Annotated in this window: 15 protein-coding genes; 10 read left to right on the top strand and 5 right to left on the bottom strand. The window is 72.1% G+C overall.

Annotation, left to right across the window (positions count from 1 at the left end):
• Positions 1-27 precede the first annotated feature (27 nt).
• The 5 genes from ACZ58N_RS10905 to ACZ58N_RS10885 all read left to right on the top strand — a co-directional run bounded on the left by ACZ58N_RS10905 (position 28) and on the right by ACZ58N_RS10885 (position 6,345).
• On the top strand, positions 28-1,233 hold the full coding sequence (locus ACZ58N_RS10905; RefSeq protein ID WP_471157760.1) for a bifunctional adenosylcobinamide kinase/adenosylcobinamide-phosphate guanylyltransferase: 1,206 nt from the start codon (positions 28-30) through the stop codon (positions 1,231-1,233).
• Between the two features lie 106 nt (positions 1,234-1,339).
• Positions 1,340-2,404: a nicotinate-nucleotide--dimethylbenzimidazole phosphoribosyltransferase gene (gene cobT, locus ACZ58N_RS10900; protein ID WP_471157758.1), complete on the top strand. Its 1,065-nt coding sequence runs from the start codon at positions 1,340-1,342 to the stop codon at positions 2,402-2,404.
• Positions 2,405-2,484: 80 nt separating this feature from the next.
• Positions 2,485-4,368 (top strand): phosphatidylglycerol lysyltransferase domain-containing protein, encoded by a 1,884-nt coding sequence (locus ACZ58N_RS10895; RefSeq protein ID WP_471157757.1) that lies wholly within the window; start codon positions 2,485-2,487, stop codon positions 4,366-4,368.
• Positions 4,365-5,087: a hypothetical protein gene (locus tag ACZ58N_RS10890; protein ID WP_471157756.1), complete on the top strand. Its 723-nt coding sequence runs from the start codon at positions 4,365-4,367 to the stop codon at positions 5,085-5,087. Before ACZ58N_RS10895 ends, ACZ58N_RS10890 begins: the two co-directional genes overlap by 4 nt.
• Positions 5,088-5,124: 37 nt before the next feature.
• On the top strand, positions 5,125-6,345 hold the full coding sequence (locus ACZ58N_RS10885; protein WP_471157754.1) for a sensor histidine kinase: 1,221 nt from the start codon (positions 5,125-5,127) through the stop codon (positions 6,343-6,345).
• Between the two features lie 71 nt (positions 6,346-6,416).
• Here the strand turns inward: ACZ58N_RS10885 and ACZ58N_RS10880 are convergent, their stop codons facing one another.
• From ACZ58N_RS10880 to ACZ58N_RS10860, 5 genes are all read right to left on the bottom strand, one after another.
• Positions 6,417-7,223, bottom strand: coding sequence for an endo alpha-1,4 polygalactosaminidase (locus ACZ58N_RS10880; RefSeq protein ID WP_471157752.1), 807 nt, complete (start codon positions 7,221-7,223; stop codon positions 6,417-6,419).
• The gene (locus ACZ58N_RS10875; protein ID WP_471158288.1) at positions 7,220-7,870 is read right to left on the bottom strand and encodes a spherulation-specific family 4 protein; all 651 of its coding nucleotides are present in this window, start codon (positions 7,868-7,870) and stop codon (positions 7,220-7,222) included. The genes ACZ58N_RS10880 and ACZ58N_RS10875 overlap by 4 nt, the downstream gene beginning before the upstream one ends.
• Positions 7,871-7,926: 56 nt before the next feature.
• On the bottom strand, positions 7,927-9,525 hold the full coding sequence (locus tag ACZ58N_RS10870; protein ID WP_471157750.1) for a hypothetical protein: 1,599 nt from the start codon (positions 9,523-9,525) through the stop codon (positions 7,927-7,929).
• A complete protein-coding gene (gene pelF / locus ACZ58N_RS10865) occupies positions 9,522-11,036 on the bottom strand; it encodes a GT4 family glycosyltransferase PelF (protein WP_471157749.1) in 1,515 nt (504 codons plus the stop codon). The genes ACZ58N_RS10870 and pelF overlap by 4 nt, the downstream gene beginning before the upstream one ends.
• Positions 11,037-11,148: 112 nt before the next feature.
• On the bottom strand, positions 11,149-13,179 hold the full coding sequence (locus tag ACZ58N_RS10860; RefSeq protein ID WP_471157748.1) for a hypothetical protein: 2,031 nt from the start codon (positions 13,177-13,179) through the stop codon (positions 11,149-11,151).
• A 359-nt stretch (positions 13,180-13,538) separates the two neighbouring features.
• Between ACZ58N_RS10860 and ACZ58N_RS10855 the strand changes: the two genes are divergently transcribed.
• The 5 genes from ACZ58N_RS10855 (at position 13,539) to aceE (ending at position 22,388) form a co-directional block, all read left to right on the top strand.
• On the top strand, positions 13,539-15,068 hold the full coding sequence (locus tag ACZ58N_RS10855; RefSeq protein ID WP_471157746.1) for a leucyl aminopeptidase: 1,530 nt from the start codon (positions 13,539-13,541) through the stop codon (positions 15,066-15,068).
• Positions 15,069-15,373: 305 nt separating this feature from the next.
• On the top strand, positions 15,374-16,762 hold the full coding sequence (gene lpdA, locus ACZ58N_RS10850) for a dihydrolipoyl dehydrogenase (RefSeq protein ID WP_471157745.1): 1,389 nt from the start codon (positions 15,374-15,376) through the stop codon (positions 16,760-16,762).
• Positions 16,763-16,816: 54 nt separating this feature from the next.
• On the top strand, positions 16,817-18,580 hold the full coding sequence (sucB, locus tag ACZ58N_RS10845; RefSeq protein WP_471157744.1) for a 2-oxoglutarate dehydrogenase, E2 component, dihydrolipoamide succinyltransferase: 1,764 nt from the start codon (positions 16,817-16,819) through the stop codon (positions 18,578-18,580).
• Between the two features lie 182 nt (positions 18,581-18,762).
• Complete coding sequence (locus ACZ58N_RS10840; protein ID WP_281210856.1) at positions 18,763-19,386, top strand: GntR family transcriptional regulator; 624 nt, start codon at positions 18,763-18,765, stop codon at positions 19,384-19,386.
• A gap of 317 nt (positions 19,387-19,703) precedes the next feature.
• A complete protein-coding gene (aceE, locus tag ACZ58N_RS10835; protein ID WP_471157742.1) occupies positions 19,704-22,388 on the top strand; it encodes a pyruvate dehydrogenase (acetyl-transferring), homodimeric type in 2,685 nt (894 codons plus the stop codon).
• Positions 22,389-22,584 lie beyond the last annotated feature (196 nt).

The following is a 22,584-nucleotide window of genomic DNA, read 5'->3' as shown; positions in this document are numbered from 1 at the left end:
GTCCCGGCGACGCGGGAGGATCTCCGTGTGGAACTCACTCTGCTCGGCACCGGTACACCCGAAGGACTGCCCCGCCCCGGCTGTCCCTGCGCCGCCTGCGCGGTCTCCGTGGGCACCCGGTCCCGCGCCGCGACCGCCGTCCTCGTGGACGGGGCGCTGCTGCTCGACCTGACCCCGGGGGCCGTACTCGCCGGGGCCCGCGCGGGCCGTTCGCTGGCCGGCGTACGGCAGGTGCTGCTCACCCATCCGCACGACGGGCCGGCCGTCGAGCTCCCGCCGGGGCTACCGACCGCCGGACGGGTCCCGGACGGGCGGGAGGTCACGGTGATCAGCGGGCATCGGGTGCGGGCGGTCCCGATGGACGCGCCGGGCACCGGCTACGACGTCACCGGCCCGGACGGCAGTCGGCTGTTGTACCTGCCGCCGGGCGGGGCGCCGGCCGGTACCGACGGGACGACGGCCCTGCGCGCGTACGACATGGTGCTGGCCGACGTGTTGGGGCGGCCCGAGGCGCTGGCGCGGCTGCGGGCGAGCGGAGCGGTCGGCCCGGCCACGGACGTGATCGCCGTCCACGTGGACCACGACACCCCGCCGGGGCGGGAGTTGGAACGCCGGTGCGCCGCGGCCGGTGCGCGGGTGGTGCCGGACGGGACCACGGTGGTGGCCGGCGACTACCACGAGGGGCCGGACGTCCCGCGCCGGACCCTGGTGCTGGGCGGGGCCCGCTCGGGCAAGTCCTTCGAGGCGGAACGGCGGCTGGCGGCCTACCCGGAGGTGGTCTACGTGGCCACGGGCGGCGTCCGCGACGGTGACTCGGAGTGGGCCCAGCGGGTCGGTCTGCACCGGGAGCGGCGGCCGGCGAGCTGGCGGACGGCGGAGACCTGCGAGCTCGTGCCCCTGTTGGAGGCGGCCGGGCCGGCCCTGCTGATCGACTGCCTGGCGCTGTGGCTCACCGACGCCATGGACCGGGTCGGGGCCTGGGACGACGCGGTGTGGGCGGCCGACGGGCAGAAGCGGCTGCGCGAGCGGGTCGCCGACCTGGTGGCGGCCGTCCGCGCGACCCGCCGCCCGGTGGTCCTCGTCAGCAACGAGGTGGGTTCGGGGGTGGTGCCGGCGACGGCGTCGGGGCGCCGTTTCCGGGACGAGTTGGGGCGGCTGAACAACGCGGTGGCCGGCGAGTGCGAGCACGTGCTGCTCGTCGTCGCGGGACAGGTGGCGGTGCTCAAGGAGTAGCGCGCGGCTCCCGGGGCCCGACCCGGTCGCGGGGGCCCCGGACGGGCCCGTCGACCCCGCGCGCAGGGGGCTTGGGCAGGGCCTCACCGGCTGTACGCTCTGGCAGATGACCACGCTGAATCTCGACGACTTCTCCGATCTGATCGAGCGCCCCGACGGGGGTGTCCGGCGTGACGCCGAGGATCGCCGTGAGCGACTGGCGGTGCCGCCCGGCGCGCTGGGCCGGCTCGACGACCTCGCCGAGTGGCTGGCCGCGGCGCAGGGCCGGGTCCCGGTCCGGCCGCTGGAACGCCCGCGCGTCGTGCTGTTCGCCGCCGACCACGGGATCGCCGCCGAGGGCGTCTCCGCCCGGGCCGCCGGCACCGCCCACGAACTGGTCCGCTCCGTCCTCGACGGGAACAGCCCGGTGTCGATCCTGGCCGACCGCTTCGGGGCCGGCGTACGGATCGTGGACGCGGGCCTGGACTGCGATCCGGAACTGCTCCCCGAGGACGTGGTGCGCCACCGCGTCCGGCGCGGCAGCGGGCGGATCGACCGGGAGGACGCCCTGACGATCGACGAGGCGCGGGCCGCCCTGGAACTCGGCATCCGCATCGCCGACGAGGAGGCCGACGCCGGTACCGACCTGGTCGTCCTCGGCGACCTGAGCGTCGGCGGCACCACGGTGGCCGCCACCCTCGTCGCCGCGCTCTGCGGTACCGACGCCTCCGTGGTCACCGGCCGCGGCGGGGTCGCGATCGACGACCTGACCTGGATGCGCAAGTGCGCCGCGATCCGTGACGCGCTGCGCCGGGCCCGTCCGGTCCTCGGCGACCAGGTGGCCCTGCTGGCGGCGGTCGGCGGTGCGGACGTCGCCGCGATCACCGGTTTCCTCCTCCAGTGCGCGGTGCGCCGTACGCCGGTCATCCTCGACGGGGTCGTCTCCGCGGCGTGCGGACTGGTGGCCCAGCGGGCCGCGTTCCGCGCTCCGGACTGGTGGCTCGCGGGCCAGGCCGGCGGTGAACCGGGCCAGGCGAAGGCACTCGATCGCATGGCGCTCAACCCTGTCCTCGACCACGGCGTCACAGTGGGAGAAGGAACCGGGGCATTGCTGGCGCTCCCCCTGGTCCAGGCTGCGGCCGCCCTCGCGGCGGACCTCCCGGAGCGGGCCGTGGAAGCGCCGGTGGACTGAGGCGACGGGCACCGCGGACCTGACCGGTCCGCGGCGCCCGCGGCGCCTGTGGACTGCGATGCCCCATATCATCGCTTTTCATGGGAGAGGTCCGCTTGACCAGCGCAGAGACCGACCGGAGCCTCGATCAGGCGGCCGGCAAGGGTGCCGACGGCAGGAAGGATTCCGGCGGCGACCCCGCCGGGAGGCCGGAGACCCGCAGGGGGACGCCCCGTTCGCGGCGCGCCGCGGGCTTCGCGGTCTGGTACCTGCGGGCGGTCACCTTCATCAACTTCCTCAGCGCGGTGTGGCTGTCGCTGGGGCAGGACCTGCGTCGGCACAACACCGCCGACTTCTACACCCCGTACCTGCTCACCGCCGGTTTCGCCTCCGGTCTGTTCTCGCTGCTGCTCGCGGTCACCATGGGCCGCCGCAAGCGGGCCGCCTGGATCCTCAACCTCGTCGTCGGCGGACTGCTGTTGCTGGCCCTCGCGGTCGCCGCCTTCGCCCCCTGCACCGGGGGCGAACTCGACGTCTGCTACCCGGAGTTCCGCGAACACGCGCAGAACTGGGTGTCGCTCGCCCTCACCGCGGCATTCGTCGGCGCCCTGCTGCTGGGCCGCCACGAGTTCTACGCCAAGGGCGACCGCTCCAACCCCAGGTTGGCGACCGCGGTGGGCGCCGTCGGCCTGCTCGTCACCTCGCTGATCGCCGCCCTGCTCGTCGGGGCGACCAACACCGACGCCGACCGGGCCGACGCGACGTTCCTGGCCCGCTGGCGGTACGGCGTGATGCGGCTGATCACGCTGGCGCCCGACGACAAGGCCTACAACGCGATCACCACGCCCGGCTGGGTCGACGTCTTCATCAACGTGATGTCGATGCTGCTGCTCCTCGCCGTGCTGTTCGCCGCCTTCCGCTCCCGCCGGGCCGTCGACCCGCTCACCGCCGAGGACGAGGAGCGGCTGCGGGCACTGCTCGCCAAGCAGGGCGACCGGGACTCCCTCGGCTACTTCGCGCTGCGCCGCGAGAAGTCCGTCATCTGGTCCCCCACCGGGAAGGCCGCGGTCACCTACCGGGTCGTGGGAGGCGTCTCCTTGGCCTCCGGTGACCCCATCGGTGACCCCGAGGCGTGGCCCGGGGCGATCGAGCCGTGGCTGGCGGAGGCCCGCGAGCACGGCTGGGTACCCGCCGTGATGGGCGCGAGCGAGGAGGCCGGCCAGATCTACGCCCGGCACGGCCTGGACGCGCTGGAGCTGGGCGACGAGGCCATCGTCGAGACCGCCGAGTTCACCCTGGAGGGTCGGGCCATGCGCACGGTCCGCCAGGCCTACAACCGGGTCAAGCGGGCCGGGTACACCGTCCGGATCCGTCGGCACGCCGACATTCCGGCCGCCGAGATGGAGGTGCTGCTGGAGCGTGCCGACGACTGGCGGGACGGCGCGACCGAGCGCGGCTTCTCCATGGCACTGGGCCGACTGGGCGACCCGAACGACGGCCAGTGCGTGATGCTGGAGTGCACGGACGGGAACGGCGACCTGCGGGCCGTGCTGTCCTTCGTGCCGTGGGGCCCCAAGGGGCTCTCACTCGACCTGATGCGCCGTGACCGTGATTCCGAGAACGGTCTGATGGAGTTCATGGTGATCGAACTCCTGGAGCGTTCCAAGGAGATCGGGGTCACACAGGTCTCACTGAACTTCGCGATGTTCCGTTCCGTCTTCGAGCGGGGGTCCAGGCTCGGCGCGGGTCCGGTGCTGCGCATGTGGCGCTCGCTGCTGAGCTTCTTCTCCCGCTGGTGGCAGATCGAGTCCCTCTACCGGGCCAACGCCAAATACCGGCCGATCTGGGAACCGCGGTTCATGCTCTTCGAGAAGAGTTCCGACCTGCTGCGGATCGGCATCGCGGCGGGCCGGGCCGAGGGCTTCCTGGAGGCACCCGGCCTGCCGAAGTGGCTGCACCGCAGACATCTGGAGACGATTAGGTGACAGCGCGGACGCCGGGCCCCCTGCGACGCTTCGCCCACCGCGAGTGGGGCCCCCTGTTCGGGACCGTCCGGGACGCGCTCGTACGGGACGGGTGGCGGGCCGTCCCGATGACGATCGGCGCGGTGTGCCTGACGTCCGTCTTCCAGATCGTGCAGAACACCTCCTGGGGCTTCCAACCGGTCCAGGACCTCGGTTCGGTCAAGGCCGCCGATCCCCTGTGGCTGGCGCTCCTGCGCACGCCGCTGTCGCTGTTCGTGCCGGCGCTGGACCTGCCCGTGTGGGGCGCGCTCGCCCAGATCCTGCTGGTCTTCGGGATCTCGGAGATCTGCGTCGGCTGGTGGCGGACCCTGGTGATCGGCTACGTCGCCACGCTCGCCGGGACCACGTACGCCCGGATCGGGCTCTCGCTGGGCGCCGACCACCCCCTCGGCCTGCCGGAGTCCGACCGGATCGTCAACGACACCGGGCCCTCCGCGGCCGTGGTGGGCCTGGCGATCTACGTGTGCTGGCGCTACCGGGCCTACCTCACGGGGGCCCTGGTGGTCGTCGTGATGATCGCCGAGGTGGTCCTCAAGAACAACCTGGCGGGCAAGGAGCACCTGGCGGCCATCGCCGCCGTGATGGCGCTGTGCGCGATCCGCGCGAAGTGGGGACCCGCCCGCTCCCGCGTCCCGCTCGGGCAGCGGCCCCCGCCGCCGCCTCCCCCGCAGACCGTCTGACCGGCGCGGTCGGCGCGGCAGCCCGTACCTTGTCCGGGTGAGCACAGACCCAGGGCAGCCGTTCGCCCGCACCCGGCAGTGGCTGCGGGCCCATCCGCTGGCCACCGACGCCGCTCTCGCGGTGGGGGCGTTCGTGGCGATGGTCCTCGGGTCCTTCGCCGACCCCCACGGACCGCACGGACCCACCTTCGGGACCCGGGCCCCGGCCCCGTTCTCGCTGCTGCTGATGCTGCTCGGCGCGGTGGCCCTGGTGGAGCGGCGCAGGCGGCCGCGCCTCGTGCTCGCCGTCACCTGCGGACTGTCGCTGCTGGAGCTGACCACCGGCGAACCGCGGGCGCCCGTCGTGATGTGCGCGGTGATCGCCCTGTACACGGTGGCGGCGCTCACCGACCGGCCCACGACCTGGCGGGTGGGCCTGCTCACCATGGCCGGGCTGACGGGTCTGGCCATGCTGGCCGGCCCCCTGCCCTGGTACGCGCAGGAGAACCTCGGCATCTTCGCCTGGACCGGGATGGCCGCGGCCGCCGGGGACGCGGTCCGTAGCCGTCGCGCCTTCGTCGACGCGATCCGGGAGCGGGCGGAGCGGGCCGAACGCACCCGGGAGGAGGAGGCCCGGCGGCGGGTCGCGGAGGAACGGCTGCGCATCGCCCGGGACCTCCACGACGTGGTGGCCCACCACATCGCCCTGGTCAACGTGCAGGCGGGCGTCGCGGCGCACGTCATGGACCGGCGTCCCGACCAGGCCAAGGAAGCCCTCGCCCACGTGCGGGAGGCCAGCCGGTCCGCGCTGAACGAGCTGCGGGCCACGGTCGGGCTGCTGCGGCAGTCCGGAGACCCGGAGGCCCCGACGGAGCCGGCGCCCGGACTGGCCGTACTGGACGAACTGTTGGACACCTTCCGCAACGCCGGCCTGCCGGTGGAGGTGTTCGTGGAGCTGGGGCGGGAGCGGACGGCGCTGCCCTCGGCCGTGGACCTGGCGGCGTACCGGGTGATCCAGGAGGCGCTGACCAACGTCCGCAAGCACGCCGGGCCCGGGGCCCGGGCCGAGGTCAGCGTGGTGCGGGTCGGCGCCTCGGTGGAGGTCACCGTGCTGGACGACGGCGGTGACGGGGCGGACCCGTCGCCGGAACCCTCCGATCCGCACGGCGGGCACGGCCTGCTCGGCATGCGCGAACGGGCCGTCGCCCTGGGCGGTTCCTGCTTCGCGGGACCCCGCTTCGGCGGCGGCTACCGCGTCCACGCGATCCTCCCCGCCTGAGCGGGCCCGCGGACGGCCCCCAAGGGCTGTCCCGCAATCCCCGGCGGGCGCACGACGTTACGGGACAGCCCTCAGCAGGCCTTGCGCCAGGCGCCCAGTTCGTACTTCTTCTCCAGGGAGCTGAGCCCCAGCTGCCGCGAGCGCTCGCAGAAGCGGTCCGCGGGGAGTTCGTACTCGACGTGGAACACGGCCTTCCCCGCCTCGATGAAGGGGGTCAGCCGCTCGCACTCCCGGTATTCGGCGCACTGCTCGTTCACCGCGAAGTCGAACTCGCCCACCAGTTGCGGGATCTGGTCGAGGTCGTTCTTCAGACCGACCGCCAGTCCCCGGTCGTGCGCGAGGCGGGCGATCAGCCGGTTGTAGGCCAGCTGGTCATCGGCCGTGAGCGGGAATCCGGAGGCGTTCTTGTAGCCGTCCATGTTGTCGGGCTCCACGGCGTCGAAGCCCTTGTCCCGGCACATGTCGAAGCGGGCGGCCATGAGCGGTTCCAGCGCGTCGAGCCGGCGGATGTCGAGCCAGCGTTCGCCCTGCCAGCCGTTGCCCTTGCCGAGCAGTTCCTTCGGGAAGTCGTCGGCGTCGGGCCGGAAGTCCTCCCAGGCCCCGGTGGAGAGGTAGCAGATGGTGCGGCGGCCGTCCTTCCTGAGCCCGGCGACCTGCGCCTTGCCGGTGGTGAACCCGTCGACGTCGTAGACGGGCACGTCGACGGAGGTGTCGAGCCTGCCGCTGAGCTGCCACTGCCAGTCGGTGCCCGGCACGGGCTTCCAGCGCTCCCCCGGAGCCGGCCGCGGACCCGGCTCCGGGCCCGCGTCGTCGGGGTCGGAGGTGCAGGCCGTGAGCAGGAGCAGCGCCGTGACCAGGAGGGCGGCGAAACGCTTCATCCGGCCGCCTCCAAGGCGTACGGGAGGGTTCCCCACGGGTGCGCGCCCGTGCCGGGGACCGCGCAGTGGACCCCGGCACGGCGCTGCTCGGCGAGTTCGGCGGCGGGCGCGTCCCGGGGAACCGCGTACACGAGGTGGCAGAACCGCTGCGCCGGATGGTCGGCGGTCCAGGGCGGGGCGGTGGCCGCGTCCCGGTAGGCGTCCCAGGGGCCCTCGAAGGTGACGAGCAGGTCGGCGAGCCCGGCGTAACCGGGGTGCGGGTGGACGCCGTGGTTCAGGACGAGCGTGCTGGCGCCGGCCGCCCGGGCGGCGACGGCCAACCGCGTGTAGTGCGGCAGGAGTTCCGGGCCGGCGGCGGCCTGGTCCAGGAAGGCCCCGTCGGTGGCGTACCAGTCGCGGTGTCGCAGCAGGTCCTGGACGACCGCCCCGTGCGGGCGCCGACCGTAGTCGGTGTCGGCGTACCCGAGGACGGCCACGCCCGCGTCGCGCAGGCGTTCGGCGACGGCGGCGAACCGCTCGTCCCGGGCCGTGCCGGGACCGCTGTCGGGGTTGAGCACCACCGAGTGGAGCCGGCCCGCGGAGCGGATGAGCCGCTCCCAGGCCTCGGGGCGGTCGGCGGGGTGCTCGTACAGGGGCACCAGGAGCATGGGGTCCTTCTTCTCGTACGGTCGGCCCTTCTCTTCGAAGGGATCGCGGGAGGCGCTCACCGGTGGGCGGTCGCCCGGCCGAGGAGCAGGCAGACGAGGACGGCCAGGGCCGTGGCGGCGGCCCCGGCGACCAGGACCTGGACCAACCTCGGTTGGCCGGCGCCCGCCAGCAGGGCCAGGCTCTGGGCGACGGCCGCCGAGGCGCAGACCACGGCGGCGGGACGGACCGCCCCGAAGGACTGCAGGAGCAGTCCGGTCCACATCACGGCGCCGAGGAGGAACAGGGTCGCGACGCGGAGCCCGGTGAGGCCGGGGGCGTGGGGCCACAGCAGCGTTCCGGTGACGCCGAGGACGAGGAGCACCGCCAGGTAGGTGGCGAGGCACCGGGCCAGCGTGGTCAGCATCCGGCGCCGGAAGGCGCGGGACGAGCGGGCCGCGCGCAGTCCCGCGAGGCTGCCGCTGCGGAACCGGTGCAGGAGCCATTCGGCGGGGCCCATGCTGAGGGTGAGGGCCACGGCGGAGGGCGCGGCGACCGCCTCGGCGGGGCCGCCGGCGAGGACCTCGCCGAGCGCCGCGTACAGCACGAGCAGGCCGGTGCCCAGGCCGAACACCCCGTACGGGACGGAGTCCCCGATGCGGGGTCCGCGCCGCGTGTACTCCTCCTCGGCCCCGCGCAGCATCTGCCAGCGCACGGGTCCGCGTTCGCCCGGACGGTGTTCGGTCCAGCCCCGGATCCGGCGGCCGGCGGCCCGCAGGCCGTCGACCAGCGGGAGTTCCCGTACGGCGAGGGTGCAGGCGGCCAGCAGGGACACCACCAGCAGGGTGACCCGCACCGGGACGGGCAGGTCGACGACGAGGGCGAGGAGGGCCCCGGCCGCCATCGGGCCGAGCGCGACGAGCAGCACCCGCTCCCGGCCGAGGACCAGCAGGACGGTCGCCGCCCCGACGTAGAGGGCCTGGCCCGCGGCGAAGGCGTACGAGAACGGCGGCCCGCCGGGCACGGCGAACGCGGCGGCGGTGCCGAGCAGGGCCCCGGCGGGCGCTCCGACGAGGAGGGTGCGCCCGGCGGCGGCCCGGTCGCCGAGGCCGAGCCAGGAGTAGGCCCGGTGGGACAGGGTCTGGTCCCAGACCCAGCCGATGAGGGCTCCGGCGAGCAGGGTCAGGGTGCCCGCGGGCAGGCCGAGCCGGTCCTGGGGGCCGTCGAGGAGCGGCGCCCCGAGGAGGTAGGCCAGGCCGGGCAGGGCGAAGATCACCCCGCGCAGCAGGCAGGCGGTGAGGGACACCTTCCAGGGGTCGCTGACGCGGTCGGGCTCCGGGAAGGAGCGCGGCACGCGGGCGTACAGCTCCTCGGCGAGACCGAAGGAGTCGTGCCGGCCGTAGGTGAGCCGGATGTACTCGTCGGTCATGCCGTCGGATTCGAGGATCGCGGCGATCTCGTCGGGGTGGACGGCCGCCGAGATGAACGGATCGAGCCGCTCGGCGAGCTCGTCCATCGGGTCGGCCGCGGGTGCTTCCCGCCGGGGCCGGGGGATGGCCGGCAGACCGCCGTCGGCGGAGCCGGGCGGGCGCCGCGCGGTGCCGCCCGGGGAGCCGCGGCCCACCGGTCCCCGGGCCCCTTCGGGGCCGGGGGGCTTGAGCCAGAGGGATCCGCTCACCACAGGCTCCCGTCGGCCGCGAGTTCCTTGTACCAGGGGTCGGCGAGCCGCTGCGTCCAGGTGTCGCCCTCGTGGACGGGCAGGACGGGCTGGCCGGCGAGTTCCCGGTAGATGTGCCGGAAGCCGTCCACGGACTGGTGCAGGGTGAACTTCTCGACGACCCGCTCCCGGGACAACCGCCCCAGTTCCAGGCGGCGTTCGTCGTCGCGCAGCAGCGCGAGGGTGGCGCGGGCCATGGTCTCCGGCTCCCGGGGCGGGACGACGAGTCCGGTGTCGCCCACGGCCTCGCGCACTCCCCCGACGTCGGTGGAGACGGTGGTGCGACCGCAGGACATGGCCTCGATGATGCTGAAGGGGAAGCCCTCGCTGATGCTGGACAGCATCACGATGCTGCCCGCCGCGTAGGCCTTGGCGACCTGCTCGATGCGCCCCTCGTAGGTGATGCCGTCGCTCACGCCGAGTTCCGCGCCGAGCTTCTCCAGCCGGATCCGGTAGTCCTCGCAGCCGGCCGGGACCGGGCCGAACAGCCGCAACCGCAGGGTGGGCATCTCCTCGCGCATGAACGCGTAGGCGCGGATGAGGGTTTCGAGGTCCTTGATCGGGTCGATGCGCCCGCACCAGCTGAGGGTGGGCACCTCGGGTTCGGGGCCGGCCTCGGGGAAGGCGTGCGGGTCGACCCCGTTGTAAACGGTGCGGATCCGCTCCGAGTCGGCGCCTCCGCGTTCCTCCCAACGGCGGTTGTACTGGTTGCACGGGGTGATCAGGTCGGCCTGCCGGTAGCCCTCGGTGTTCAGCTCGCGGTAGAAGCCGAGCATGAGGGCCTTGACGGGCCACCGCTGCGCCGCCGTGCGGTAGCCGAGGTAGCGCTCGCGCAGGTAGATGCCGTGCTCGGTGAGCAGGAACGGCACCTTGTCGAGGCGTTTCGCGGCGAGCGCGGGGAGGGTCGCGAGGCCGCTGCTGACGGCGTGCGCGACGCTGTCGGGCGGGATCCGCACGGACAGCGGGCGCAGGGCGTGTTCCAGCAGGTCGGTGGCGGTGAGCGCGTCGTGGATGGTGGGCTCGGCGTCGGCGGTGACGAGGCCGGGGCGGGTCCACGCGTGCATCAGCAGGCGCAGGACCGATTCGGAGCGCAGGGCCGGCGCGAGCCGGCCGGCCCGGGCCAGTTCGGCCATCTCGCCCAGGGCCTCGGAGAACCCGCCGTGGGCGGGGTCGATCAGGGAGAGCAGGAAGTTCTCGTAGGTCTCGGTGAAGCGGCGGCGGGACCTGCCGCGCAGGGTGGACCGTCGGGTCCTGGGCGGGGCCGGGCCCCAGAGCGGTACGGCCGTGTGCCGGTAGACGTTGCGCGGCAGTTCCCAGGTGACCGGCTCACGTCCGGAGCCCGTCAGGGCTATGACGTTGAAGTCCACCTCCGGCATGCCGCGGACCAGTTGGTCGCACCAGGTGCTGACGCCCCCGTGAACGTGCGGATAGGTGCCTTCGGTGAGCATGGTGACATGACGCCCATGGCTCATGCGGTGTGTCCCCCCAGGACGGAAAAGGGGCCGGCGCCCCGAGGTTCGCGGTGCGCCGGCGCTGGGTGTTACGAGTGGGCGGTTCGCTCGGGCCGGACGGTCGGCCCGTCGGTCAGAGGAGCTTGAGCGTGACCGCCGACTGGAGCAGCTCGGGAGCCGTCCAGGCCGACCGGGTGCCGGCGTACGCGGTGCCGAAGTCCGCGGTGCCGAGCAGGAGCTGCTTCTTGGTTCCGTTGGGAGCGGTCACGGGGGCGACGACGCCGGAGGGCGCCTTGACGGTGACGTCCTTGCCGATGCGGTACGCGGTGACCTTGTTCTCGGCCAGGGCCTTGTCCCAGGCCGCGCGGCGGGTGAGCTCGACGCCGGTGTCCTTCATGCTCTGGTTCACGATCGGGGCGCTCGGCGCGTACAGCGTCCGGTAGGTGTCCAGGATCCGGTTGACCACCGGGTAGAGGGTCCGGTCCTCGGCCAGGTTGGACTGGTGGACGTAGTGCGGCCGCGGGTCGTTGGCGAGCACGTGCCGCATCGCGATGCGGGCCTCCTGCGGGACGATGTAGTCCAGGTAGCCCGTGTTGACGTCGAGCGGGGCGGGCAGGCAGGTCGAGGTGGCCGGGTTGTCCTCGCAGGCGCCGCTGCCGCCGTCGGCCCGGCTGCTGTAGATCCAGTTGTACTCGTCGGCCATCTCCGCGTTGGTGCCGGTGTTGTAGTACACGTTCATCGGGTGCCGCGGGACGGTCAGGGCGGCGCCGACCGGCCGCTGCGCCGGTTCGCGGGAGTTGTCGCTACCGACCCACTTCACGCCGTTGTCCGCGAGGGCGCCGGCCAGGTTGGGATTGTCCTGGGGCTGCTGGGGGGCGGTCTTGAGGCCGGAGTGCTCGCCGGTGACGAGTTCGGTGCGGTCGGTGGTGATGCCCTTGGAGGCCGCCCAGTTGTTGTTGTCGCGGATCTGCGCGGAGATCTCGGCCCGGCTCATCCAGTTGATGGCGCCCTGGGCGTTCTTGGTGCAGGTCCACGGGACGGTGGTGACGTCCTGCACGCAGCCGAGGAACGGGTGCGTGTAGGTGTGGTTCATCCAGCGGTACTTGGCCCGGTCCGCGACCAGTTGCGCGGTCATCGCGTCCACGCCGCCGTTCTCCGCCTTCCACTCCTCGCCGGCGCCCGCGTTGAAGAGCATGTCCAGCTTGAAGTTCTTGGACGTCTGCCACTGCGCCGCGTACTGCGCGTCGGCGGCGGTCATCCGGATCGTGCTCTCCTGGCCCTCGCCGCCCGCGCAGGCGTAGTCGCCGGGCGTGCAGTTGAGCTCCTTGTTCCAGCGGGCGTCGGGCGCGAACACGTCGTCGACGTGGACGGCGAAGTAGTTGCGGCTCTGTCCGAGGTGGACCCCCTGCGTCAGCCATTCGACGATGCCGCGCGCCAGCAGTCGGTACTGCTGCTGGTGCTGGTTGTAGCCGAAGGTGACGACCAGTTCGCTGCGTCCGTCGTGGGTGTACTCGCCGACGAGCGAGGCCCGGCCGGTGCCACCGGGGACGGGGGCGTCGAGCAGGCTGGTGTAGCCGGCCCGCGGCTTGCCCATGAACCCGTAGCTCTCCAGGATGAGCGACGAGTTGTCCTCGAACTCGACCTGGCCGCCGAGGTAGCCGAAGGGGCCCGCCTTGCCGGCCGCGGTGACCGCGGCCTGCGTGCCGTCGAGCTGGCCGCCGTAGCCGCCGTTGTCGGTGTACTCCAGACCCACGCCCGGGTGGGCCCAGGTGTAGGCGTCGACCTGGCGGATCCCGTACGTCGTCTCGTACGAGGCGAGGGCCGCGGCCTCGGCCGAACCCGTCCCGAACGGGTTCTCGTTCGGGAGCACGACCCCCTGGAACTTGGCCCGCGGCCGGCCGTCCACCGTGTCGCTGAGGAACGCGGCGTTGATGACCGGGCGGCTCGTGCTGCCCAGGTCGACCCGGGTGTAGGGCACTCCGGTGTCCCGGAGTTCCGCGGTGATCGCCTCGACCGAGCTGCCGCCGTCGTCGACGACCAGCACCTTCAGGTCGATGCGCGGTGCCACGGCCGCCTCGGCGGTCGCGGCGGGTACTGCCACGGACATCAGGGCCGCTGCCGCCATCGCTGCGGCGACCCTGTTCATCCGGTTCTTGTTGACCATTTCGGCCTTTCCCCCCGCAGGCGTCCCTCGGCTCGGCCCTGTGGGGTTGGCCGGGCCCGGGAGGCTCTGTGGAAAATCATGCAAAGGAACCCCGCGTCCCCTTGCGAGAGTGGGCCGAGTCTCTCGGACCTCGTCAGGTCTCAAGGGCAAACCTGGAACAGAGGCCACAGATGGGTGAACCTGATGGCGTCCTGATCGAACAACTTGCCAAACCTTCGAGTGACGTACGGACGAGTGGCTACGCGTAGGCTCATTTCCGGCGGCCGTCGGGCCAGGAATACGATCGCTGCGGAGCGGCCGGCGACCCCGACGTGACCGCAGCGCCCACATACATAAAACGGAAGCGAGACTTCACCACCGTGACTGCTCTGACTCTCAGCACTGCCGGCGCGGCGACGCTGCGCGCCGACGCCCTCGTGGTCGGCGTGGCGAAGGGCCCCAAGGGCCCCGTCGTGGCCGCCGGCGCCGAGGCCGTGGACAAGGCGTTCGACGGAAAGCTCGCCGCCGTGCTCGACGCGCTCGGTGCCTCCGGCGCCGAAGGCGAGACCACCAAGCTGCCCGCCCCGGCCGGCCTGAAGGTCCCGGTCGTGCTGGCGGTCGGCCTGGGCCCCGTGCCCGAGCAGGACGAGTCCTTCGACGAGGAGGCCCTGCGCCGCGCCGCCGGCGCCGCCGCCCGCGCGCTGCACGGCACCAAGAAGGCCGCCTTCGCCCTGCCCCTGGACGACGCCTCCGCCGTCACCGCCGTCGCCGAGGGCGCCCTGCTGGGTGCCTACGCGTTCACCGCCTACCAGGGCGGCGACAAGAAGGGCGCCAAGAACGGCGGCCCCAAGCAGCCCCTCGCCGAGGTGACCCTGCTGGGCGCCAAGCCGCGCGACAAGGAGCACAAGGCCGCCGCCGAGCGCGCCTCCGTCGTGGCGACCGAGGTCAACATCGCCCGTGACCTGATCAACACCCCGCCGAACGACCTCACCCCCGAGGCCTTCGCCGCGGTCGCGTCCGCGACCGCGAAGGAGAACGGCATCAAGGTCCAGGTCCTGGACGAGAAGGCCCTCGTCAAGGGCGGCTACGGCGGCATCATGGGCGTCGGCAAGGGCTCCGAGAACCCGCCGCGCCTGGTCAAGCTCACCTACACGCACCCCAAGGCGGAGAAGAGCCTCGCCTACGTCGGCAAGGGCATCACCTACGACTCGGGCGGCATCTCCCTGAAGCCGGCCGGCCACAACGAGACGATGAAGTGCGACATGGCCGGCGCCGCCGCCGTGTTCGCCGCCGTCGTCGCGGCCGCGAAGCTGGGCCTCCAGGTCAACGTGACCGGCTGGCTCGCGCTCGCCGAGAACATGCCGTCCGGCTCCGCCACCAAGCCCGGCGACGTCCTGCGCATGTACAGCGGCAAGACCGTCGAGGTCCTCAACACGGACGCCGAGGGCCGCCTGGTCCTGGGCGACGCGCTGACCAAGGCCTCCGAGGACAACCCGGACGCGATCGTCGACGTCGCGACCCTGACCGGCGCCATGGTGCTGGCCCTGGGCGACCGGACCTTCGGCATCATGGCGAACGACGACGCCTTCCGCACCTCGATCCACGAGATCGCCGAGGAGGTCGGCGAGGCCTCGTGGCCGATGCCGCTCCCCGAGGACCTGCGCAAGACCATGGACTCCCCCACCGCCGACATCGCGAACATGGGTGTCCGGATGGGCGGCGGCCTGGTCGCCGGTCTCTTCCTCCAGGAGTTCGTCGGCGAGGGCATCACCTGGGCCCACCTCGACATCGCGGGTCCCGCCTTCCACGAGGGCGCCCCGTACGGCTACACCCCCAAGGGCGGCACCGGCTCCGCCGTGCGCACCCTGGTGCGGCTGGCCGAGCGCACCGCCACCGGCGACCTGGGCTGACGCCCGCTCCCGGGACGCGTTTCACGAGCGAACGCGCCGCGGACCCCGATCGGGGTCCGCGGCGCGTTCGCTCTGGAAGAAACGTCGAGGATCAGTAGCTTTCTACGCATGGGTAACCGTTACTTCGGGCGGAACGACGGTCCACCCCGGGGGCCCGGCGTCCCGCGTTCCCCCGACAAATGCGAAGATGGGTTCTCGGCAGGACAGGGCCCCCACCACAGGGCCGAAGAAGCAAGCGGCCGATTACCAGCCGCCGCCCGGTCACAGAGGACCGGTGCCCGGCGCACATGCATGGAGGACGTGACGTGGCGAACGACGCCAGCACCGTTTTCGACCTAGTGATCCTCGGCGGTGGCAGTGGCGGTTACGCCGCGGCTCTGCGCGCATCCCAGCTGGGTCTCGACGTTGCGCTGATCGAGAAGAACAAGCTCGGTGGCACCTGCCTGCACAACGGCTGCATCCCCACGAAGGCTCTGCTGCACGCCGGTGAGATCGCGGACCAGGCGCGCGAAGCCGGACAGTTCGGTGTCAAGGCCTCTTTCGAGGGCATCGACATCGCCGGAGTGCACAAGTACAAGGACGATGTCATCTCCGGCCTGTACAAGGGCCTGCAGGGGCTGGTCGCCTCCCGCAAGGTGACCTACATCGAGGGTGAGGGCCGCCTCTCCTCCCCGACTTCCGTCGACGTCAACGGGCAGCGGATCCAGGGTCGCCACGTGCTCCTGGCCACCGGCTCCGTGCCGAAGTCCCTGCCGGGTCTCGACATCGACGGCAACCGCATCATCTCCTCGGACCACGCGCTGGTCCTGGACCGCGTGCCCGAGTCCGCGATCATCCTGGGCGGTGGCGTCATCGGCGTCGAGTTCGCCTCGGCGTGGAAGTCCTTCGGCACCGACGTCACCGTCATCGAGGGCCTCAAGCACCTCGTCCCGGTCGAGGACGAGAACAGCTCGAAGATCCTTGAGCGCGCGTTCCGCAAGCGCGGCATCAAGTTCAACCTCGGCACCTTCTTCGAGAAGGCCGAGTACACGGAGTCGGGCGTGCGCGTCACGCTCGCCGACGGCAAGACCTTCGAGGCCGAGGTGCTGCTGGTCGCCATCGGTCGCGGTCCGGTCTCGCAGGGCCTGGGCTACGAGGAGCAGGGCGTCGCGATGGACCGCGGCTACGTCCTGGTCGACGAGTACATGCAGACCAACGTGCCGACCGTCTCGGCCGTCGGTGACCTCGTCCCGACGCTCCAGCTCGCGCACGTCGGCTTCGCCGAGGGCATCCTCGTCGCGGAGCGCCTGGCCGGCCTGAAGGCCGTCCCGATCGACTACGACGGCGTTCCGCGCGTGACGTACTGCCACCCCGAGGTCGCGTCCGTCGGCATCACCGAGGCCAAGGCCAAGGAGATCTACGGCGCGGACAAGGTCGTGGCCCTGAAGTACAACCTGGCGGGCAACGGCAAGAGCAAGATCCTGAAGACCGCGGGCGAGATCAAGCTCGTCCAGGTCAAGGACGGTGCCGTGGTCGGCGTCCACATGGTCGGTGACCGGATGGGCGAGCAGGTCGGCGAAGCCCAGTTGATCTACAACTGGGAGGCCCTGCCGGCCGAGGTCGCGCAGCTCATCCACGCCCACCCGACCCAGAACGAAGCGCTCGGCGAGGCCCACCTGGCCCTGGCCGGCAAGCCGCTTCACGCACACGACTGATCGTTCGCGGGCGCGACGACCACTTCCGCACTTTCGTTAGGAGCAACTGAAACCATGTCGGTTTCCGTAACCCTTCCGGCGCTCGGTGAGAGCGTCACCGAGGGCACTGTCACCCGCTGGCTGAAGGCCGAGGGCGAGCGCGTCGAGGCCGACGAGCCGTTGCTCGAAGTCTCGACCGACAAGGTCGACACCGAGATCCCGTCGCCCGTCTCCGGCATCCTGGCCTCCATCAAGGTCGCCGAGGACGAGACCGTCGAGGTCGGCGCCGAACTGGCCGTCATCGACGACGGCTCGGGCGACGCGGCCCCGGCCGAGGCTCCGGCCGCCGCCGAGGCTCCGGCCGCTCCGGCCGCCGAGACCCCGGCTCCCGCCGCCGAGGCCCCCGCGGCTCCGGCTGCCCCCGCGGCTCCGGCTGCCGAGGCCCCCGCCGCCGCCGCTCCGGCCGCGTCCGGCACCGATGTCGTGCTGCCCGCGCTGGGCGAGTCCGTCACCGAGGGCACCGTCACCCGGTGGCTGAAGGAGGTCGGCGAGTCCGTCGAGGCCGACGAGCCGCTGCTCGAAGTCTCCACGGACAAGGTCGACACCGAGATCCCCGCCCCCGTCTCCGGCACCCTGCTGGAGATCCTGGTGGCCGAGGACGAGACCGCCGAGGTCGGCGCCCGTCTGGCCGTCATCGGCGTCGCCGGTGCCGCTCCGGCCGCCGCCCCTGCCGCCGCCGCCCCGGCTCCGGCCGCTCCGGCCGCTCCGGCTGCTCCGGCTGCTCCGGCCGCTCCGGCTCCGGTTGCCGCCCCGGCTCCGGCCGCTCCGGCTCCGGTTGCCGCTCCGGCCGCCGCCGCCCCGGTCGCGGCTCCGGCTCCGGCCGCTCCCGCCGCCACGGCCCCGGCCGGCGACGAGGGCGCGTACGTGACCCCGCTGGTGCGCAAGCTCGCCTCGGAGTCCGGCGTCAACCTGTCGACGGTTTCGGGCACCGGTGTCGGTGGCCGCATCCGCAAGCAGGACGTCATCGCCGCCGCCGAGGCCGCGAAGGCCGCTGCCGCCGCGCCGGCGCCGGCCGCCGCTCCCGCCGCCGCGAAGGCTCCGGCCGCCGCGGTCTCGGAGCTGCGCGGTCAGACGGTCAAGATGACCCGCATGCGCAAGGTCATCGGCGACAACATGATGAAGGCCCTGCACTCGCAGGCGCAGCTCAGCTCCGTGGTCGAGGTGGACATCACCAAGATCATGAAGCTGCGCGAGAAGGCCAAGGCCGGCTTCCTCGCCCGCGAGGGCGTCAAGCTGTCCCCGATGCCGTTCTTCGTCAAGGCCGCGGCCCAGGCGCTGAAGGCCCACGCGGTCGTCAACGCCCGGATCAACGAGGACGAGGGCACCATCACCTACTTCGACTCGGAGAACATCGGCATCGCCGTCGACTCCGAGAAGGGCCTGATGACCCCGGTCATCAAGGGTGCCGGTGACCTCAACCTGGCGGGCATCTCCAAGGCGACCGCCGATCTGGCCGGCAAGGTCCGCGGCAACAAGATCACGCCGGACGAGCTGTCGGGCGCGACCTTCACCATCAGCAACACCGGCTCGCGCGGTGCGCTGTTCGACACGGTGATCGTGCCTCCGAACCAGGTCGCCATCCTGGGCATCGGTGCCACGGTCAAGCGCCCGGTGGTCATCGAGACCGCCGAGGGCACCAACATCGGCATCCGCGACATGACGTACCTGACCCTGTCCTACGACCACCGCCTGGTGGACGGCGCGGACGCGGCCCGGTACCTCTCGGCCGTCAAGGCGATCCTTGAGGCCGGCGAGTTCGAGGTCGAGCTCGGCCTGTAAGGTCCCCGGACCGAAACGCCGCATACGGGGCCCCCGCCCGGATTCGTCCGGGCGGGGGCCCCGTCGTTGTAACGAGCCTCACCAAGCGTCACCCGCGAGGAACGCATCGCAGCAGGCCACGACCGCCGTATTGTCTACGGCATCAGGCCCCGCGTGCCCCCACAGGAGATGAAGCGCCGATGATCACCCCACCCGTCGTGCACTCGCTGCGCGAGCAGATCCGCGAGCACATCGTGGAGGGGATCGTCAGCGGCCGCTGGAAGCCCGGTGAGCGGATCGTGGAGCGCCGCATCGCCGTCGAGCTGGAGGTCAGCCAGACGCCCGTGCGCGAGGCCCTGCGGGAGTTGGAGACGCTGCGGCTCATCGAGTCGGCCCCGAACAAGGGCGTGCGCGTCCGGAACCTCTCCGCGGCCGACCTGGAGGAGATCTACCCCGTCCGGGCCGGGCTGGAGCAGATCGCCGCCGAGTTGGCGGCGCCCCGCCTGGCCACCGACTGCACGGCCCTGGAGCCCCACGTGGCGGCCCTGTGGGAGGCCGACCGCACCGAGGACGGCACCGCGCAGGTGCGGCACACCGTGGGCTTCCACCGGGAGATGGTGCGGGCCGCCGGGAACAGCGTGCTCCTCCACACCTGGGAGTCCCTCGGCATCGAGGTGTTCACGGCCCTGTCCATCCGGTGGCTGGGAACGGTCCAGAAGTCCTACGCCGAGGAGCACGAAGCCCTCGTGGCGGCGTTCCGGTCCCAGGATCCGGACATCGGGCTGCTCGTGAAACGGCACGTCCTGGGCTGCGCCCCGCGCGCCTGAGGGCCCTCCGCGGGAGCCGGTCGGGGCGTTCGTACCACGCCCGCCGAAACCCCCCTTGACCTGCGGTTTCGAGCGGATCTCCAGGGGTCCACCGGCGCCTTGTCGTGGACTCGCACCACCGGCACGGCGTGCCTCCGGCCATGGCACCGGGTGCCGACTTTTGCCGGAGTGACATTTATTCGTCACTTTTATTTGATCGATCATCGATCAGCGCTTTACAGTCAACCCGGACCCCACCCGGGTCCATCGACCCTGTCCTGCCCGTCAGGGTTTTCTTCACCACCTCCTCTCCTTTGTCCGGAAGGCGGCGCACACCGATGTCCGACCCCGTAGGAAAGCTTCCGAGCGAGCTCGACCAGCTCCCGGACCGCGACACCGAGGAGACCGCCGAATGGGCGGCCTCACTCGACGCCGTCGCCAAGGCCGCCGGTACGCGCCGCGCCGAATACCTGCTCCGCCGTACGCTCCAGCACGCCGAGGCCGCCGGCCTCGCCCTGCCGAAGCTGCTGGAGACGGATTACGTCAACACCATCCCCACCTCCGCCGAGCCCGAGTTCCCGGGCGACGAGGAGATGGAAGCCAGGATCACCGCCTGGAACCGCTGGAACGCGGCCGCCATGGTGACCCGCGGCTCCAAGTACGGCGTCGGCGGCCACATCGCCACCTTCGCCTCCGCCGCGTGGCTGTACGAGACCGGCTTCCAGCACTTCTTCCGCGGGAAGGAGGCCGACGGATCGGGTGACCAGCTCTACATCCAGGGCCACGCCTCCCCCGGCATCTACGCCCGCGCGTTCCTCGACGGACGCGTGTCCGAGCAGCAGCTCGACAACTTCCGCCAGGAGTCCGGCGGCAACGGCCTGCCGTCCTACCCGCACCCGCGGCGCCTGCCGTGGCTGTGGGAGTTCCCCACGGTCTCCATGGGCCTCGGCCCGCTGTCGGCGATCTACCAGGCGCGCTTCAACCGCTACCTGCAGAACCGCAGCATCAAGGACACCGCCAACTCGCACGTCTGGGCCTTCCTCGGCGACGGCGAGATGGACGAGCCCGAGTCGACCGCCGCCCTGGCCCTGGCCTCCCGCGAGCAGCTCGACAACCTGACCTTCGTCATCAACTGCAACCTGCAGCGCCTCGACGGTCCGGTCCGCGCGAACTTCCGCGTCGTCCAGGAGCTGGAAGCCCAGTTCCGCGGCGCCGGCTGGAACGTCATCAAGTCGCTGTGGGGCTCCGCCTGGGACGAGCTGTTCCAGCTCGACACCACGGGCGCCCTGGTGCGCCGGCTGCGCGAGGTGCCGGACGCGCAGTTCCAGACGTACGCGACCCGCGACGTGGCCTACATCCGCCAGCACTTCTTCGGCGCCAACGCCGAGCTCGTGCAGCTGGCCGGTGTGCTGTCCGACGCGAAGATCGCCGAGTGCTTCCACAGCTCCCGCGGCGGCCACGAGCCCCGCAAGGTCTACGCCGCGTACAAGGCCGCCCTGGAGCACAAGGGCGCGCCGACGGTCATCCTCGCGCAGACCGTCAAGGGCTACACGCTGGGTGCCGGGTTCGAGTCGAAGAACGCGAACCACCAGATGAAGAAGCTGACGATCGACGAGTTCAAGGACATGCGTGACCTCCTTGGCCTCCCGATCCCGGACAGCGCCTTCGCCGACGGCGTCGTCCCCTACGGCCACCCGGGCGCGGACAGCCCCGAGGTCCGGTACCTGAACGAGCGCCGCGCGGCGCTCGGCGGTCCCGCCCCGGCCCGCAACGTCAAGCACGTCGCCCTGCCGGCGCCGGCCGACCGTTCCTTCGCCCCGCTGCTCAAGGGTTCCGGCAAGCAGGAGATGGCCACCACCATGGCCTTCGTCCGTCTCGTCAAGGACCTGATGCGGGACAAGGAGACCGGCAAGCGCTGGGTGCCGATCGTTCCCGACGAGGCCCGTACCTTCGGTATGGAGTCCCTCTTCCCGTCGGCCGGCATCTACTCGCCGCTGGGCCAGACGTACGAGCCGGTCGACCGCGACCAGCTCATGTACTACAAGGAAGCCAAGGACGGCCAGATCCTCAACGAGGGGATCACCGAGGCCGGCGCCATGGCCGACTTCATCGCCGCCTGCACGTCGTACGCGACGCACGGCGAGCCGATGATCCCGTTCTACATCTTCTACTCGATGTTCGGCTGGCAGCGCACCGCCGACCAGATGTGGCAGCTCGCCGACCAGCTCGGCAAGGGCTTCATCGTCGGCGCCACCGCCGGTCGCACCACGCTGACCGGTGAGGGCCTCCAGCACGCGGACGGCCACTCGCACCTGATCGCGTCCACGAACCCGGCGTCGCTGAACTACGACCCGGCCTTCGCGTACGAGATCGCGGTGATCGTCAAGGACGGTCTGCGCCGGATGTACGGCGAGAAGCCGGAAGACGTCTTCTACTACCTGACGGTCTACAACGAGCCGAAGGTGCAGCCCGCGATGCCCGAGGGCGTCGAGGAAGGCATCCTCAAGGGCCTGTACCGCTTCAACACCGCGGCCGACCTGGCGGAGGCGGCCCCGGCCGCCGACGCCCCGAAGGTCCAGCTGATGGCCTCCGGTACGGCCATCCACTGGGTGCTGGAGGCGCAGAAGCTCCTCGCCGCCGAGTGGAACGTGGCCGCCGACGTCTGGTCCGCCACCTCCTGGGGCGAGCTGCGCCGCGAGGCACTGGAGTGCGACGAGGCGCTGCTGCGCGGCGAGGTGCGCACCCCGTACGTGACCCGCGCGCTGGAAGGCGTCACGAGCCCGGTGCTCGCCGTCTCCGACTGGATGCGTCAGGTCCCGGACCAGATCAGCCAGTGGGTGGAGCAGGACTGGACCTCGCTGGGCACGGACGGCTTCGGTCTGTCCGACACCCGTGAGGGTGCCCGTCGCCACTTCGGTGTCGACGCGCAGTCGATCGTGGTGGCGGCGCTGGCCCAGCTCGCCCGCCGCGGTGAGGTACCGGCGTCCTCCGTCAAGGAGGCCCGGGAGCGCTACGGCCTGTAGGCCGCGACGCACCCTTTGATCCGCCCGAGAGGCGGCCCGCCCAGGAGGGGACGGGCCGCCTCTCGGTGTTTTCCGCCCGTGTCGAGCGGCGGCTCCGCCCGCCGACCGGCCCTCCCGGTCCGCGGCGCGGGGGCCGGGTGGGTGTCGGACACCGGCCTTTGGCCGTATGAGCGGTGGCGGCGCGGGGGTTGACCCG

This window comes from Streptomyces sp. NPDC040432 (assembly GCF_055595445.1).
Note: the sequence above shows the minus strand (reverse complement) of the source record. Positions and strands in the feature narration are given on the sequence as shown.

Excerpts from the sequence above, each read along its gene's own strand:
- ACZ58N_RS10860 (WP_471157748.1), bottom strand. The coding sequence starts at position 13,179 with ATGGTCAACAAGAACCGGATGAACAGGGTCGCCGCAGCGATGGCGGCA.
- ACZ58N_RS10880 (WP_471157752.1), bottom strand. The coding sequence starts at position 7,223 with ATGAAGCGTTTCGCCGCCCTCCTGGTCACGGCGCTGCTCCTGCTCACG.
- ACZ58N_RS10895 (WP_471157757.1), top strand. The coding sequence starts at position 2,485 with ATGGGAGAGGTCCGCTTGACCAGCGCAGAGACCGACCGGAGCCTCGAT.
- aceE (WP_471157742.1), top strand. The coding sequence starts at position 19,704 with ATGTCCGACCCCGTAGGAAAGCTTCCGAGCGAGCTCGACCAGCTCCCG.
- sucB (WP_471157744.1), top strand. The coding sequence starts at position 16,817 with ATGTCGGTTTCCGTAACCCTTCCGGCGCTCGGTGAGAGCGTCACCGAG.
- ACZ58N_RS10875 (WP_471158288.1), bottom strand. The coding sequence starts at position 7,870 with ATGCTCCTGGTGCCCCTGTACGAGCACCCCGCCGACCGCCCCGAGGCC.
- cobT (WP_471157758.1), top strand. The coding sequence starts at position 1,340 with ATGACCACGCTGAATCTCGACGACTTCTCCGATCTGATCGAGCGCCCC.
- pelF (WP_471157749.1), bottom strand. The coding sequence starts at position 11,036 with ATGAGCCATGGGCGTCATGTCACCATGCTCACCGAAGGCACCTATCCG.